The organism is Pseudonocardia hierapolitana, assembly GCF_007994075.1.
Taxonomy (GTDB): domain Bacteria; phylum Actinomycetota; class Actinomycetes; order Mycobacteriales; family Pseudonocardiaceae; genus Pseudonocardia; species Pseudonocardia hierapolitana.
This window is the reverse complement of sequence record NZ_VIWU01000001.1, coordinates 7,797,330-7,813,084: the sequence shown is the minus strand read 5'-3', so window position 1 is coordinate 7,813,084 and position 15,755 is coordinate 7,797,330. Positions and strand designations below refer to the sequence as shown.

The window sequence follows — 15,755 nt, the reverse complement described above, 5'->3', positions numbered from 1 at the left end:
TCCCCCATTCTCGGCGGCGCTCCCCGCGCCGCTCCACCTGGTCAGACGCGCAGTGGGAGGACACGTTGCCCGTGACGTCGCGCGGTACAACCGATCGGGTGCCTTAGGCTTCGCGTCGATGACGGCGACGCGATTGCTGGTCCTGGGGGTCGTTCGCGGGTACGGGCGCGCCCACGGCTACCGGATCGGCAACGACCTGCTGGCGTGGGGCGCCGACGAGTGGGCCAACGTGAAGTGGGGCTCGATCTACCACGCGCTGCACACGCTCACCGAGCGCGGGCTCCTGCTCGATCACAACGACGTCGCGGGGCGCACCGAGTACGAGATCACCGAGCGCGGTGAGGCCGAGTACGTGAAGCTGCTGCGCGACGCGCTGCGCCGCCCGCAGCCCCGCCCCGACTTCCTCGGCGCGGCGCTCGCGATGCTGCCCTCGCTGCCCCGCGAGGAGGCGATCGCGCTGCTGAAGCAGCGGCTCGACGCGCTCGAGGCGCAGCGAGACAAGGCGCGTGCCCAGGTCGACGCACTGGTGGAGCCACCGCACGTCCGCGAGCTCTTCGGGTTGTGGGAGCACCAGGCCGCGGGCGGCGCCGAGTGGACGCGCGGCCTCATCGAGCGGCTGGAGGGCGGCGCGTACCCGATGGCGGGCGAGCCCCGGTCGCCGGGCAAGCCGGGCAGCTGGGAGGCCCTGAAGTTCCCGCCGTATCCGCCACGGGACGTGTAACGCCCGCCCGGTTCCGGGCGATTCAAGTTTGCATACCCCCTCCCTCGTCGGGCATCCTCGACGACCGGGGGTTCAAACTTGAGTATCGGGAGGGACATGGTTGCCGCTGTGAGCGCCGAGGCGCTCAGCAAGCGCTACCCGGGATCCGACAGGCACGCGCTCGACGGGTTCGACCTGTCCGTGCCGGCAGGAACGGTGCACGGACTGCTCGGACCGAACGGGGCGGGCAAGACCACGGCCGTCCGCATCCTCGCCACCCTGCTGCGCGCCGACGGCGGGCGCGCCACCATCGACGGCTTGGACGTGACCACCAAGGCCGCGGACGTGCGCAGGCGGATCGGCCTCGTCGGCCAGTACCCCGCGGTCGACGAGATCCTCGACGGCCGCCGCAACCTCGTGATGTTCGGCAGGCTGTTCCACCTGTCGCGGGCCGACGCGCACCGGCGGGCCGACGAGCTGCTCGTGCGGTTCGGCCTCGCCGACACCGGCCGCCGGCCCGTCGGCGCCTACTCCGGTGGGATGCGCAGGCGCCTCGACCTCGCCGTGAGCATGATCCTCGCGCCCGCGGTGCTGTTCCTCGACGAGCCCACCACGGGGCTGGACCCGCGTAGCCGTGCCGAGGTGTGGGACGCGGTGCGCGCACTCGTCGCCGGTGGCACCACGGTGCTGCTCACCACGCAGTACCTGGACGAGGCCGACCAGCTGGCCGATCGGATCTCGGTGCTCGCCGCACCCGAGGGCGGGGGTGGCCGCGTGATCGCCGAGGGCACGCCGGACGAGCTGCGGTCGCGGATCGGCGGCGACCGGATCGACCTCGTCGTCCGGCACTCCGCCGACCTGCCGCGCGCCGTGGCGCTCGTGCAGCGGGTGGCCGGCGTCGCCGCGGAGGCCGAGCCCGCGACGCGCCGGGTGACGGCCCCGGTGAGCGACCGCATGGAGGCGCTCACCGCGGTGGTGCACGGGCTGCAACGGGAAGGGATCGACGCGGAGGACCTCATGGTGCGCCGCCCGACCCTCGACGAGGTGTTCCTGCAGCTGACCACGCTCGAGGGGGTGGCGGCGTGACCGTGCTCCCCGCACCCGGGTCACAGCTGCGCTGGGCGATCGCCGACGCCGCCACGCTCACCCGCCGCTACCTGGCCCACCTGCGCCGCCAACCCGCCCAGCTCGTCCTCACGGTCGGGTTCCCGATCCTCATCGTGCTGATCTTCGCCTACCTGATGGGCGGCATGATGGTGGTACCGGGCGGTGACTACAAGCAGTTGCTGCTCCCGGGCATGCTGACCATGACGATGCTGTCCGGGATCGGCACGACGATGGTCGCCGTCGTCACCGACGCGCAGCGCGGGATCACCGACCGGTTCCGCTCGATGCCGATGGCGCCCTCCGCCGTGCTCGTCGGTCGGGCCGTCGCCGATCTGACGATCTCGGCCATCGGCCTCGTCGTGCTCATGCTCGCCGGTCTCGCGATCGGCTGGCGCATCAGCGGCGGCCCGCTCGCCGTGGCCGCCGCCGTCGGACTGCTCCTGCTGTTGCGGTTCGCGATGCTGTGGGTGGGCATCTACCTGGGCATGCTCTCCCGCGGTACCGGGGCGGTGACGGCCGCGCAGGCCCTGGAGTTCCCCGTCGCGTTCCTGTCCGGAGTCTTCCTCGCGCCGGCCGCCATGCCCGCCGTCGTGTCGACGCTCGCCGAGTGGAACCCGCTCTCGTCCACCGCAGCGGCCACCCGCGCCCTGTTCGGCAACCCCGGCTGGGGCGGCGAGTCGTGGGTGGTGCAGCACCCCGTCCTCATGGCCGTCGTCTGGCCACTCGTGATCATCGCGGTCTTCGGGCCGCTGTCCGTCCACCGCTACCGGGAGATGAGCCGTTGACCACCAGCAACCCCACCCCGCCCCGCTGGCTCAAGCCGATGAACAAGGTGTTCCTCGCACTCAAGCGGGCCGGCATCGGCATGAAGGACCTCCCGGTGCTCACGGTGCCGGGGCGCAAGACCGGCAAGCCGCGCAACACACCGCTGTCCGTGCTCGAGCACGAGGGGCAGCGGTACCTGCTGGAGGGCTTCCCCGGCGCCGACTGGGCGCGCAACGTCCGCGCCGCCGACGGTCACGCCACCCTCACCACCGGCAAGCGCCGCGAGCAGGTGCGGCTCGTGGAGCTCGACCCGCAGGAGGCCCTGCCGGTGCTGCGCCTGTGGCCGGTGCGGCTCGCCGACGGGGCGAAGATCATGGCGGACGCCGGCGTGGTGGAGGCCGTGACCCCGGAGGCGTTCGAGGCGGTCGCCGGCCGGTGCGGGGTGTTCCGCGTCGACGCCACGTGAGCGAGCTTGCGAGCGAACCGTTCAACACAGCAGGGAAACCGGTCAAGTAGCGTCCGCTTTCCCCTATAGGAAGGGCTGCATGGAGTACGTCCCCGAGTTCATCACCGTCACCGGCGCACGCGAGAACAACCTGCGTGACGTGTCGGTCCGGATCCCGAAGCGGCAGATCACGGCGTTCGTCGGGGTCTCCGGGTCCGGCAAGTCGTCGCTGGTGTTCGACACGATCGCCGCGGAGGCGCAACGGCAGCTCAACGAGACGTTCTCGGCGTTCGTGCGCGGGTTCCTGCCCAAGCTCGGTCAGCCCGACGCCGACCTGATCGACGGCCTGTCGACGGCGATCGTGGTCGACCAGAAGCGCCTCGGCGGCGGGGCTCGCTCCACCCTGGGCACGGTCACCGACATCAACTCGTTCCTGCGGTTGCTGTGGTCGCGTCGCAGCACCCCGCACGTCGGGTACGCGTACGCGTTCTCGTTCAACGAGCCGCAGGGCATGTGCCCGGGGTGCAAGGGCATCGGGCGCAAGGTGCAGCTCGACCACGGCGCCTTCTTCGACCGGGACAAGTCGCTGAACGAGGGCGCGATCCGGCACCGCGACTTCGCGGTCGACTCCTGGTACTGGCACATCTACGCGCAGTCCGGGAAGTTCGACAACGACAAGCCGCTGCGCGACTACACCGACTCCGAGTGGCAGCTGCTGCTGTGGGGCTCCGACGAGAAGGTGGCGCTCGCCGGTCCCGGCCGCAAGGCCGTCAAGATGGACTTCGAGGGCGTGGAGGCCAAGTTCAACCGCCTCTACATCCAGGCCGACGCCGACTCCGGCAGCTCGGAGCGCAAGCGCGAGACGGTCGCGCGGTTCACCACGTCGGTGCGCTGCCCCGACTGCGGCGGCACCCGGCTGAACGAGGCCGCGCGCACGGCCGCCGTCGGCGGGCACACCCTGCCCGAGGTCACGGCGATGGACCTGCACGCGGTGCACGCGCTGCTGCCCACCCTGTCCGACCCGGAGGTCGCGGCGCTCGTCCACGAGGCCACCGAGCGCGTCGGCGCGCTGATCGACATGGGCCTGGGCTACCTCACGCTCGACCGGGAGACGTCCACGCTGTCGGGCGGCGAGTCGCAGCGGATCAAGATGGTGCGCCACCTCGGGTCCTCGCTCGTCGACGTCATGTACGTGTTCGACGAGCCGACGATCGGTCTGCACCCGCGCGACGTCGGGCGGATGAACGCGCTGCTGCACCGGCTGCGCGACAAGGGCAACACGGTGCTCGTCGTCGAGCACGATAGCGATGTGATCACCGCGGCCGACCACGTCGTCGAGCTCGGGCCGCGGGCCGGCACCGAGGGCGGGCGCATCGTGTACGAGGGGGACGTGACCGGGCTCGCGACCTCCGGCACGCTCACCGGCGAGTTCCTGCACCGCCCGATCAGCCTGCGGGAGGAGCCACGCACGCCCACCGGGCACCTGCGCCTGCAGGACGCCACCGCCAACAACCTGCGCGGCTTCGACGTGGACGTCCCGCTCGGCGTGCTCGTGGCGCTCACGGGCGTGGCGGGCTCGGGCAAGAGCACGCTGGTGCGGGAGGTGCTGGTGCCCCAGCACCCGGGAGCGATCGTGGTGGACCAGAGCGCGGTGGCCACCTCGATCCGCTCCACTCCCGCCACCTGGACCGGGGTGATGGATCCGATCCGCAAGCTCTACGCGAAGGCCACCGGGGTGAAGCCGGCGCTGTTCAGCTTCAACTCACAAGGTGCCTGCCCGACCTGCAACGGGCTCGGCGTGGTCTACACCGACCTCGCCTTCCTCGACGGCGTGCGCTCCACCTGCACCGACTGCCACGGCCGCCGCTACACCGAGGAGGTGCTCGCGCTCACCGTCGACGGGAAGTCGATCTCGGACGCCCTGGACATGACCGCCGCCGAGGCGTGCGAGTTCTTCACCGCGCGCGACATCCGGCGCCGCCTGCAGGCCGTCGTCGACGTCGGGCTGGGCTACCTGACGCTCGGCCAGCCGCTGTCCACGCTGTCCGGGGGCGAGTGCAAGCGGCTCAAGCTGGCCGGCCGGCTGCACGAGGAGGGGAACGTCTACGTCCTGGACGAGCCGACCACGGGCCTGCACATGTCCGACTGCGGGCACCTGCTCGGCCTGCTCGACCGGCTCGTCGACGGCGGGAGCTCGGTGATCGTCGTCGAGCACAACCTCGACGTGATCGCGCACGCCGACTGGGTGATCGACCTCGGCCCCGACGGCGGCGACGACGGCGGGCGGGTCGTGTTCGAGGGCCCGCCGCGGGAGCTGGTGCGGGCACCCGGCTCGTTCACCGGCGAACACCTCGCCCGGCACCTCGCCACCGCGGCGGCCAGGTGAGCCCGCACACAGGGCATGGATCCGAAGTAGCGGTGTCCGGGGGCTGACCGGTACTCCTGCGTTCCACCCCACGACCCGGGAGCTCGATGACCCAGACGTACACCGCACCGACGGCCGACGCCCACCCGACCGCCCCGGAAGGGGAGATGGCGATCTTCGCCCCGGCCGACCCGCCGCGGGCCGGCCGGTTCCTGCTGACCGGTGACCCGCCGGCCGGACTCGGCACCCCCGCAACCGCCGCCGTCGTGCCCCCGCCCGGGGACGCGGCGCGAATCGTCCCGGTGCGCCGGGTACCGGTGGCCGAGGTGCTGCCCGTGCTACTGGCGTGCAGCGGTCGGCCCGAGGTGAGTCCCGCGTCCGACCACGGTGAATCCGGCGAACGGGCATACGGCAAGGACGACGGCGCGGCGCTGCGGTTCTGGGCCGCGGCGGCGCGGTTCGCCGTGCACCTCGTCGCGCGGGGCCGGCTGCTGCCCGGCGTCTCCCCCTCCGGGTACGACGCCTGGCGGGCCGGCCCGCTCGACGCCGAGGACGCCGACCGGCTGCACGCCCTCGCCGCGGCGATGCCGGCCACCGCGCGGGCGGTCCCGGAGCCGGGTGTCGAGCCGCCCGTGCTGCCCGCGGCTGCCCCGCTGCTGCGGGCGTTCCTCGACGCGGTGGCCGACGTGCTGCCGCGCACCCCGGAGGCCGCGGAGGCGGTCGGCACCCCGGTGTTCGCCGCGGCCGTCCCGCAGCCGGTGCCGCAGTTGCGCGACTGGGCCGACGAGGTGGCCGCGGGCGTCGACGCCGGTGTGCGGCTGTCGCTGCGGGTCGAGGGCGACCCGGAGGCCGGCCGGTTCCGCGCGGTCGTCCAGCTGCACGCGCTCGACGACCCGACCCGGGTGGCCGACCTCGCCGCCGTGTGGAGCGGGGCGGCGGTCGGGTTCGGGCCGCGGGCCCGGCTGGACGCGCTGCTCGCGGTACGCCGGGCGGCGCGGTTCTGGGACCCGCTGCAGCAGCTGCTCGCACAGGCCGTGCCCGACGTGCTCGACCTCGGCGACGGCGACGTCACCGAGCTGCTCGCCGAGGGCGCCGCCCGGCTCGCCGCCGCCGGTGTTGCGGTGCACTGGCCCCGGGACCTGCGCCCGCAGCTCTCGGCGCGGGCGGTGGCAGGCCGCGGCAGCCCCGGTTCCGGACCGGGGATGTTCGGGCCGGGCGGGGAACCGTTGCACCTCGACTGGGAGCTCGCCCTGCGCGGCGACCCGCTGTCGGCGCAGGAGATGGCGGAACTGGCCGCGAGCCACCGGCCCGTGGTGCGGCTGCGCGACGAGTGGGTGCTCGTCGACCCGGCTGCCCGGGAACGGGCCCGCGCCGGGACGCTCGGCCCGGTCAGCCCGATCACGGCGCTGGGTGCCGCGCTCTCGGGTGAGGTGCACGACGGCCGCACCCCGGTACCGGTCGTCACCACCGGGTGGCTGCAGGAGCTGCGCGAGCGCATCGCGGCGCCGCCCGCCCCGCTCGCGCCCCCGGACGGGCTCGCCGCGGTGCTGCGCGACTACCAGCTGCGCGGCCTGGGCTGGCTGGACCGGATGACCTCGCTCGGGCTCGGCGCCTGCCTCGCCGACGACATGGGACTCGGCAAGACGATCACCGTGATCGCGCTGCACCTGCGCCGAGGCGCGATCGGGGCCGGGCCGACGCTCGTGGTGTGCCCGGCCTCTCTGCTGGGCAACTGGGAGCGGGAGATCTCGCGGTTCGCGCCGGGTGTGCCGGTGGACCGCTACCACGGCAGCGCCCGGGAGCTGCCCGGGCACGACGGGTTCGTCCTCACCACGTACGCCACGATGCGCATCGACGTCGACACGATCTCCACGCACGAGTGGGGCCTGGTCGTGGCCGACGAAGCGCAGCACGTCAAGAACCCGGCGTCGGGCACCGCGCTCGCGCTGCGCCGCATCCCGTCCGCCGCCCGCGTGGCGCTCACCGGCACCCCGGTCGAGAACGACCTCACCGAGCTGTGGTCGATCCTCGACTGGACCACCCCGGGCCTGCTCGGCACGCTCGCGGAGTTCCGGGCCCGCTGGGCCGACCCGATCGCGGAGCGGTCCGATCCGGCGCTCGCCGACCGGTTCGCCCGGTTGATCGCCCCGTTCCTGCTGCGGCGGCGCAAATCCGACCCCGGCATCGCCCCGGAGCTGCCCCGCAAGACCGAGACCGACCGCCCGGTCGGCCTCACCCGCGAACAGGCCGGCCTGTACGAGGCGGTGGTGGCCGAGACGATGGCCCGCATCGCCCGTGCCGACGGCATGGCCCGCCGCGGCCTGGTGCTCGCGCTCCTCACCGCGCTCAAGCAGATCTGCGACCACCCCGCCCTCTACGCGAAGGAGCCCGACCCGGTGCTCACGGGCCGGTCCGGGAAGCTGGAACTGCTCGACGAGCTGCTCGACACGATCCTCGCCGAGGACGGCGCCGCGCTGGTCTTCACGCAGTACGTCGCCATGGGGCGGCTGCTGGAACGGCACCTGCGGGCGCGCGGCACGTCCGTCCAGTTCCTGCACGGCGGCACCCCGGTGCCGGAACGGGAGGCGATGGTCGACCGGTTCCAGCGCGGCGAGGCGGCGGTGTTCCTGCTGTCGCTGCGCGCGGCCGGCACCGGGCTCAACCTCACCCGCGCCGACCACGTCGTGCACTTCGACCGCTGGTGGAACCCCGCGGTCGAGGCGCAGGCCACCGACCGGGCCTACCGGATCGGGCAGACCCGCCCGGTGCAGGTGCACCGGCTGATCAGCGAAGGCACCGTGGAGGACCGCATCGCCGCACTGCTGGAGACCAAGCGCGCCCTCGCCGACGCCGTGCTCGCGGGGGGCGAGGCCGCGCTCACCGAGCTCACCGACGCCGAGCTGGCCGACCTCGTCGAACTGCGAGGTGACCGGTGAACCCGGCACGCGGTTTCCCGGCGTTCCCACCGCGCCCGGGCCGGCGCGGCCGGTCCTGGTGGGCACGCGCGTTCACCGCGGCCATGGAGGACGCCGCCCTCAACGCCACGCTGCTGCGGGCCGGGCGGCGCTTCGCGGGCAGCGGCCGGATCGGGCCGATCACCGTGGCGCCCGGGCGGATCGCCGCCACCGTGGAGGACCCGGACGGGATCTTCGATGTCGTCGTGCACCTCGCCGAGCTCACCGACGCGGAGTGGGACCGGTTCCTCGACCAGGTGCGGGCCGAGGCCGGGCACCTCGCGGCGCTGCTCGACCGGGAGGTGCCGCGGTCGCTCGTGCGCTCGGCCGACGCCGCGGACGTCGCGCTGCTGCCGACGATCGGCGACCTCGAGTCCGAGTGCGACTGCCCGGACATCGGCGACCCCTGCCTGCACGCGGCCGGGCTCTGCTACCAGGTGGCGTGGCTGCTCGACGACGACCCGTTCGTGCTGCTCCTGCTGCGCGGCCGCGGAGCGGACGAGCTGCTGGACGTGCTCGGCCGGGAGCCGGTCGCTGCCCCGGCCCGCGCGGCGGGCCGGGACGTCGACCGCGCCGTCGCGGCCGCCGCGGCGTACGAGAGCGAACCGGCGGCCGTGCCCGCACCGCTCCCGGCGCCGGCTCGCTCGGAGCTTCCGGTGTTCCCGCCGGCCCCCGGCCTCCCCCCGGACGCGCTCGCCCACCTGGTGGCTGCGGCAGCCGCCCGCGCCCGGGCGCTCCTCACCGAGTTCTGATCCGACGAGCGGCGCGTTCGTCGGATAGGTTCCGACGAACGCGCCGCTCGTCGGAATCGGCTTCGGGCTTCGTCTCCGCGAAGCGGCCGAGCAGGTACATGCGCTCGGCCTCGTTCGTGGTCAGCGCGATCGCCCGTTCGTACGCCGCCGCGGCCTCGGCGGGGCGCCCCAGCCTCCGCAACAGGTCGGCCTTGGCCGCGGGCAGGTAGCGGTAGCCGGCGAGCCGCGGGTCGTCCTCGAGTGCCTCGATCTCGGCCAGGCCGGCGGCGGGCCCGCGGACCATCGCGACCGCGACGGCCCGGTTCAGCGCCACCACGGGTGACGGCCAGCGCCGCAGCAGCTCGTCGTAGAGCACGAGGATCTGCGGCCAATCCGTTTCGTCGTAGGTGGGGGCGACGGCGTGCAGCGCGGCGATCGCGGCCTGCAGGGCGAACCGGCCGGGATCGCCGCCGCGCAGTGCCCGCACGACCAGCTCGTCCGCCTCGGCGATGGCCTTCCGGTCCCATGCCGCGCGGTCCTGCTCCTCCAGCCGCAGCAGCCGACCGTCGATTGCGGTCCGGGTCGCGCGGCGCGCGTGGTTGGCCAGCAGCAGTGCGAGCAGGCCGCTCACCTCCCGCTCCCGCGGCAGCAGAGCACCCAGCATCCTGGCCAGGTCGAGTGCGCGTTCGGCGAGGTCGTCACGGGTGAGGGCGGGGCCGGCCGGCGCCGTGTGGCCGGCCGTGAAGAGCAGGTGGATCACGGTCAGGACCGCGTCCAGCCGGGCGGGGAACTCACCCGGCGCGGGCATGCGGAACGGGATGCGGCTCGCCGCGATCTTCTTCTTCGCACGCGTGATCCGCGCGGCCATCGTCGCCTCGGGCACCAGGAAGGCCTGCGCGACGTCCGGGGTCGGCACGCCGCAGACCAGCCGGAGCGTGAGCGCCACCTGCGCCTCGCGCGCCAGCGCCGGGTGGCAGCACAGGAACACCAGGCGCAACCGGTCGTCGGCCACCGCCGGGAGCGCAGGCGGTTCGAGCAGCAGGTGCAGCTTCGCCTGCTGCGTCCGGGCCTGCCGGACCGCGTCCAGGGCGTTGTGCCGCGCCGCGGTGGTGAGCCAGGCACCGGGCCGGGACGGCACGCCGTCGCGCCGCCACGCCTCCAGCGCGGCGGCGTAGGCGTCCTGGACGCACTCCTCGGCCAGGTCGAGGTCGCGGGTGACGCGCACCGTCGCGGCGAGCACGGCGGCCCACTCGCGGCGGTGCGCGTCGGCGACCGCGCGCCCGACGACCTCCGACGTCACAGGAGGGGCCGCACCTCAACCGCCCCGTCCATGATCGGGAGGAGCTTGCCGACGGCGAGCGCCGTGTCGAGATCAGGGGCCTCCACCACGAAGAAGCCGGCGAGCACCTCCTTCGTCTCCAGGAACGGGCCGTCGGTGACCAGGCCGTCCTTGCGGATCGTCCGCGCGGTCGCCGCTGGCTGCAGACCCTGCTCGTGGACGACGCGCACGCCCATCGCGGCGATCTTGTCCCCCGCGCTGATGTTCGCCTCCATGACCTCCGGCGGCATGTCGGCCACCCCGCCGGGCAGCTCCTTCTCGTAGATGAGCACCGCGTACTGGGGCATCGTCCTCACCAGTTCCCTGTCTCGGGGCCAACCGCACCGTAGGTGAGCCCGCCCGCTCGCGCGTACCGGCCGACGACGATCCCCGATCGGGTCGTCGCGGCCGCGACCAGGTCGAAGCGACCGGGAAGGGTGCCGCTGCCGAACAGCCGCTTGCCCGACCCGACGAGCACCGGGATCACCACGAGGTGCAGCTCGTCGACGAGATCGTGGGCGAGCAGCGTCTGCACGAGCTGCCCGCTGCCGTGGACCTGGATCTCGCCGCCCTCGGACTTCTTGAGCTCCGCCACCGCGTTCGGGACCTCACCGTCGAGCAGGGTGGAGTTCTGCCAGCTCACCGACGTGAGGGTCCGGGAGGCGACGTACTTGCGCACGGCGGCCCACCGGGAGCCGATCGGATCGTCGGCCGGCGCGAGCGGCCAGGTGGCGGCGAACTCCTCGTACGTCCGGCGGCCGAGCAGGAGCGCGTCGGCGCGGGCGGCGAAGCCCGTCGCCCGCGCGATGACCTCGTCGTCGATGTACGGCGCCGCCCAGCCGCCGTGGGTGAACCCGCCGTCGCGGTCCTCGTCGGGACCGCCGGGAGCCTGCACGACGCCGTCCAGCGACACGAACGCCGTGACCATCAGGGTGCGCATGCGCTCTCCTCTCGGATCGGGGCGCCGCGTGCCGGTGCCCGTCACCTGCCCGGCGGGCGAGGCGGCTGCGAATCGACAGGCTTCACTGTGACGCCGGTCACGCCGCGGCGCACTGCCCGACCCGCGGCCGAGACCACTGCCTCCAGCGGGCCGCGGACGCCGGCCAGCTGCAGGCCCAGGCCGATCAGCGTGGCGACCACGACGTGGCCGAGCCACAGGATCGCGTCGTCCGAACCGCTCCCGGCGTAACCGGCGAGCGCCGCGACGTGGAGCGTGTAGAGCGTGAGCGGTGCCGAGCCGAGCGCGGCGGGAACCCGCACGACCCGGCGCGACCACCGGGACAGCAGCAGCATCGCGCCGAGCACGGCCAGGGCGGACCCGATGGTGGCGGCCAGGTCGAGCGGGCTGCCGGAATGCGGGGTGTCCACGGCGAGCCACCACCAGTTCCCGGTCGGGGTGGTGCCGTAGCGGCGCGCCGACGCCGCGGCACCGAGCACCCACACCCCGTCGCCGGGGCCGAGCAGCAGCGCCGACGCCGTGTGCGCGGCCACCGCGAGTGCCACGCCGCCGGTGAGCAGGCCCGCCGCGACCTGGGGGCGGCGCAGGTCGAGCCGGCCGACCGCCATCCCGGCGAGCAGGTACGTCGTCCAGGTCAGCACCGGGTAGTAGCCGGTGAGCGCGAGCGTGACCACGGCGTCGCCGGGCGCGGCGAGCGCAGGCCACCCGATCTGGCGGCCGGGCCCGTCGGGGAGCCCCGCCCGCAACAGCTGGCTCGCCACCGGCGTGAGGACGCATGCGAGCACCGCACCGGCCGCGAGCACGCCGCGGGGCGCCCGCAGCAGGAGGGCCGCCACCACGAACAGCAGGCCGTAGTACGTCAGGATGATCGCGACCGGGGCCTCGAGCGCCACCAGCGTGAGGCCGAGCGCGCCGACCAGGATGCCGCGCACGACGAGCGCGGAGCCTGCCCCGAGGTGTTCGCGGGCCCCGGCCGGCCGCCGCGTGCCGCCGGTCGCGAGGGCCACCCCCACCCCCGCCAGCACGGCGAACAGCGCCGATGCCCGCCCGGACGCGATCAGGCCGGTGAGCGTCGGCTCGCGGCCCTCCCGGAGCGGGAAGATGTGCGTGGCGAACATCCCGACGAGCGCCACGGCACGCGCCGCGTCGACGCCGAGGATGCGGCCCCGGCCGGAGGTGGGTACCTCCGGCCCGGCCTCTGCGGGCAGGGCCCGCGTCACCGGGCCGGGACGCCGGCGCCGACCGGGCCGTCCGGCCGCTTCCCGGCCCGGCGCAGCCACTCGTCGAGCGCGCTCTGCACCGCGCGCAGCGGCGGCCGCCGTCGCGGGTTGCTGTCCAACGCCGCACGCAGCAACGCGAGGTGCGCGGAACGCGACGGCAGGTGCGAGAGCGGGGCACCGGCGGCCGCGGCCCGCAGCCCCGACACCGCATCGGCGTGCACACCGCGGGGCGGGTGCCCGGTGAGGGCGTAGGAGACCGTGGCGGCGAGCTGCCACGAATCCGAAGCCGGGGTGGCGCGCTCCCCGCATGCCACCTCGGGGGCGAGGAAGTCGGGCGTGCCGAGCACGAAGCCGGCCATCGTCATCGTCGAGTCGCCGGTCTTGCGGGCGATCCCGAAGTCGATCAGGTGCGCCAGCCCCGCCTGGTCGACGACGACGTTGCCCGGCTTCACGTCGCGGTGCAGGACGCCGCGGGAGTGTGCCGCGTCGAGCGCACCGGCGAGACCGATCCACACCCGGGCCGCGCTGACGTCGTCGAGCGGGCCGCGGGAGCGGACCAGGTCGCCGAGCGGGGAGCCCTCGACGTACTCCATCACGATGACGAGGCCCTCGAGCTCGTGCAGGCCGGGGTCGGCAGTGGCCGGCAACAGGTCGTGGATCCGCACGCAGTGCGGGTGGCGGACTGCCACCAGGGCGCGCGCCTCGCGCCGGATCCGCTCCTCGGTCTCCGAGTCGGGCGCGTGCGCGGCCTTGAGCGCCACCGGCTGCCCGAGCCGGGCGTCGTGGGCGAGCCACACCCGGCCGAACCCGCCGGCGCCGAGCCTGCGGATCAGCCGGAACCGGGGCGCACCCGCGCCGAACGGTGGCGCCGGGGCCACCAGCGTGGGGCGCGGGCCCTGTGACGGCGGCTGCAGCGGCTGCAGGGGGCGCGGCGGCTGCTGCGCCACCGGGGTACGGGGCGCCGGCACCACCGGCGGCTCGGGCTGCCTCGCCGCGAAGCGCTGCGCCAGCCGGTCGGCCACTGACGAAAGAGCCGGGAACGAAGGCGCCGGGGACGGACGAGGCGAGCCGGCCGGCGTGACGGGCCGGCGCGCCGGCGCCGGCGGGCGCAGCGACTCCATTTGCGGCGGGCGACGCGGCGCGGGCGCGGGCGCCGCCAGCGACCGGCGCACCACCTCGCGCGGCGGGGCACCGACCGTGAGCACGACGGCGATGCCCAGGAAGGCGCCGATCGCGACCCCGATCCAGAGGTGGCCCGTGGACCCGGCCGGCGTCTGCCCCGTGAACAGCGTGAGCGCCAGCAGCGGCACCCAGAAGAACTTCGCAGGCCAGCTGGGCCCGCGCCGCAGCGCCAACCGGGCCTGCCCCGCCACGCAGACCGCTGCCACCAGCGGGAACCCGACGAGCAGCACGACGGCGAGGCCGAACCGCACCGGATCGGCCGGGTTGAACGCGGACGTGACCGGGTAGCCGCCGAGGTAGGTCGACTGCGGCATGACGCACACGGTGCTGCCGAGGTCTGCGACCTGGGCCGATGTGAGGCCGTCGACGTCGCGCCCGGCCGCCACGGCGCGGAACACGCGCCCGGTGGCCGTGAACATGGCGAGCGGCAGCAGCCCGGCGCCGACCAGCCCGGCGAGGACGATGAGCACCGACTCGCCCGCCCCGTAACGGGACCCGATCCGCTTGCGCAGCACCGCCACCAGCACGGCGGCCGCAGTGGGCAGCAGCCCGACCCCGATGCCCAGCACGGTGACCGCCCACGGCCAACCGCCCGGGCAGACGTCGGCGGCCAGCGCCGTGCGCAGGCTCGCCACCAGGCCGGCGACGAGCGCGGTGAGCGCATCCACGCCCGTGCTCCCCTTCCCTCGGCCCCACGGCGGGCAGCCGGGGGATCCCGGCACCCACTATGGCATCACCGGGTCACGCGCCGGTGTAGGCGAGGTTCTTCACCCGATTGTCGACACCCGTCCTTCTCATCACTGCGTCCTTCTCATCACCGCGTCCTTCGCGCCACGCAGCTGCGCGAGGTCGGCGAACCCGGACAGCGCGAGGGTGAGGTCGAGCTCGGCGAGCACCGAGCGCAGGACGTGCCGCACCCCGTCCTGGCCGCCCAGGGCGAGTCCGTACACGAACGGGCGGCCGAGCAGCACCGCGTCGGCGCCGAGCGCGAGCGCGACGCCGGCGTCGGCGCCGCTGCGGATCCCCGAGTCGAACAGGACCGCTGCCCGTCCGTCAACGGCGCCCACGATGCCCGGCAACGCGTCGAGCGACCCGATCGCCCGGTCGACCTGGCGCCCGCCGTGATTGGACACGACGATCCCGTCCATCCCGACGTCGAGAGCGTGCAGGGCGTCGTCGACGTGCTGCACGCCCTTGAGCACGATGGGCCCGTCCCAGTGCTCGCGCAGCAGGTCGAGCCGGTCCCAGCGCACCGCGGTGCCGGTGAACATCGGCACCCACCGCTGGACGGCCGCCATGAGGTCGTTCTCCGGCGGGGCGGCGAGACCGGCCCGGAACGCCGGATCGGAGAACGGGATCGCGGTGCCGACGCCGCGCAGGAACGGCAGGTACGACAGGTCCAGGTCGTGGGGACGCCAGCCCAGCGTCCACGTGTCCAGGGTGACGACCAGCACGCGGTGACCCGCGGCCCGTGCCCGTTCGAGGATGCTCACGGTCACCTCGTCCTCGGTGGGCCAGTAGAGCTGGTACCAGCGCGGAGCATCGCCCGAGGCGGCGGCGACCTCCTCGATCGTGTGCGACGACGCCGTCGACAGCACCATCGGCACACCCAGCTCGGCCGCCGCCCTCGCCACCGCGAGCTCCCCGTCGGGGTGCACGATCGACATCACCCCGATCGGGGCGACCAGCAGCGGCGCCGGCATCGCCGTGCCGAGGACGGTGGTGGACCAGTCGCGCTCCGTGGTGTCGCGCAGCATCCGCGGCACCATCGCGTAACGGTCGAACGCGTCGCGGTTGGCGCGCATCGTGGCGCCCCCGCCTGCGCCACCCGCGACGTAACCGAACGGGCCGTCGTCGAGCACGGATCGTGCGGCCGCCTCCAGCCGGGACGGGTCGGTCGGCAGCGCGGGGCGCTGGTCGGCGAGCCCCTGCAGGTAGATCTCGGCGCCGTAGGCGGCGAACGGAACACCCATTCCGGCGAACCTAGTGGCTCGTGCAACCGATCCCGCA

General features: G+C 74.4%; 13 protein-coding genes. 7 read left to right on the top strand and 6 right to left on the bottom strand.

Annotated features, from left to right (window positions below; translation table 11 throughout):
* Positions 1-118: 118 nt before the first annotated feature.
* The 7 genes from FHX44_RS36750 (at position 119) to FHX44_RS36720 (ending at position 9,088) form a co-directional block, all read left to right on the top strand.
* Positions 119-721, top strand: a complete 603-nt coding sequence (locus FHX44_RS36750; protein ID WP_147259965.1) for a PadR family transcriptional regulator — start codon at positions 119-121, stop codon at positions 719-721.
* Positions 722-817: 96 nt separating this feature from the next.
* The gene (locus FHX44_RS36745) at positions 818-1,786 is read left to right on the top strand and encodes an ATP-binding cassette domain-containing protein (protein WP_147259964.1); all 969 of its coding nucleotides are present in this window, start codon (positions 818-820) and stop codon (positions 1,784-1,786) included.
* Positions 1,783-2,592 carry an ABC transporter permease gene (locus tag FHX44_RS36740; RefSeq protein ID WP_246170790.1) on the top strand — a complete coding sequence of 270 codons (810 nt, stop codon included), beginning with the start codon at positions 1,783-1,785 and terminating at the stop codon, positions 2,590-2,592. Before FHX44_RS36745 ends, FHX44_RS36740 begins: the two co-directional genes overlap by 4 nt.
* The gene (locus FHX44_RS36735; RefSeq protein ID WP_147259963.1) at positions 2,589-3,038 is read left to right on the top strand and encodes a nitroreductase/quinone reductase family protein; all 450 of its coding nucleotides are present in this window, start codon (positions 2,589-2,591) and stop codon (positions 3,036-3,038) included. Before FHX44_RS36740 ends, FHX44_RS36735 begins: the two co-directional genes overlap by 4 nt.
* Positions 3,039-3,117: 79 nt before the next feature.
* Entirely contained in the window at positions 3,118-5,403 is a 2,286-nt protein-coding gene (locus FHX44_RS36730) for an ATP-binding cassette domain-containing protein (RefSeq protein WP_147259962.1), read from the top strand.
* Positions 5,404-5,549: 146 nt separating this feature from the next.
* On the top strand, positions 5,550-8,318 hold the full coding sequence (locus FHX44_RS36725) for a DEAD/DEAH box helicase (protein ID WP_147261766.1): 2,769 nt from the start codon (positions 5,550-5,552) through the stop codon (positions 8,316-8,318).
* Entirely contained in the window at positions 8,315-9,088 is a 774-nt protein-coding gene (locus FHX44_RS36720; RefSeq protein WP_246170788.1) for an SWIM zinc finger family protein, read from the top strand. The genes FHX44_RS36725 and FHX44_RS36720 overlap by 4 nt, the downstream gene beginning before the upstream one ends.
* On the opposite strand, the gene FHX44_RS36715 is transcribed toward FHX44_RS36720, so the two are convergent.
* The 6 genes from FHX44_RS36715 to FHX44_RS36690 all read right to left on the bottom strand — a co-directional run bounded on the left by FHX44_RS36715 (position 9,075) and on the right by FHX44_RS36690 (position 15,718).
* On the bottom strand, positions 9,075-10,367 hold the full coding sequence (locus FHX44_RS36715; RefSeq protein WP_170309189.1) for an RNA polymerase sigma factor: 1,293 nt from the start codon (positions 10,365-10,367) through the stop codon (positions 9,075-9,077). The two genes, FHX44_RS36720 and FHX44_RS36715, sit on opposite strands and share 14 nt — an antisense overlap.
* Positions 10,364-10,693 (bottom strand): YciI family protein, encoded by a 330-nt coding sequence (locus FHX44_RS36710; protein ID WP_147261763.1) that lies wholly within the window; start codon positions 10,691-10,693, stop codon positions 10,364-10,366. The genes FHX44_RS36715 and FHX44_RS36710 overlap by 4 nt, the downstream gene beginning before the upstream one ends.
* A 5-nt stretch (positions 10,694-10,698) precedes the next feature.
* Positions 10,699-11,325, bottom strand: coding sequence for a dihydrofolate reductase family protein (locus tag FHX44_RS36705; protein WP_147259961.1), 627 nt, complete (start codon positions 11,323-11,325; stop codon positions 10,699-10,701).
* A gap of 41 nt (positions 11,326-11,366) precedes the next feature.
* The gene (locus tag FHX44_RS36700; RefSeq protein WP_147259960.1) at positions 11,367-12,563 is read right to left on the bottom strand and encodes a heparan-alpha-glucosaminide N-acetyltransferase domain-containing protein; all 1,197 of its coding nucleotides are present in this window, start codon (positions 12,561-12,563) and stop codon (positions 11,367-11,369) included.
* Entirely contained in the window at positions 12,560-14,413 is a 1,854-nt protein-coding gene (locus FHX44_RS36695; RefSeq protein WP_147259959.1) for a serine/threonine-protein kinase, read from the bottom strand. The genes FHX44_RS36700 and FHX44_RS36695 overlap by 4 nt, the downstream gene beginning before the upstream one ends.
* Before the next feature lie 129 nt (positions 14,414-14,542).
* Complete coding sequence (locus FHX44_RS36690) at positions 14,543-15,718, bottom strand: lactate 2-monooxygenase (protein ID WP_147259958.1); 1,176 nt, start codon at positions 15,716-15,718, stop codon at positions 14,543-14,545.
* Between the last annotated feature and the right edge of the window lie 37 nt (positions 15,719-15,755).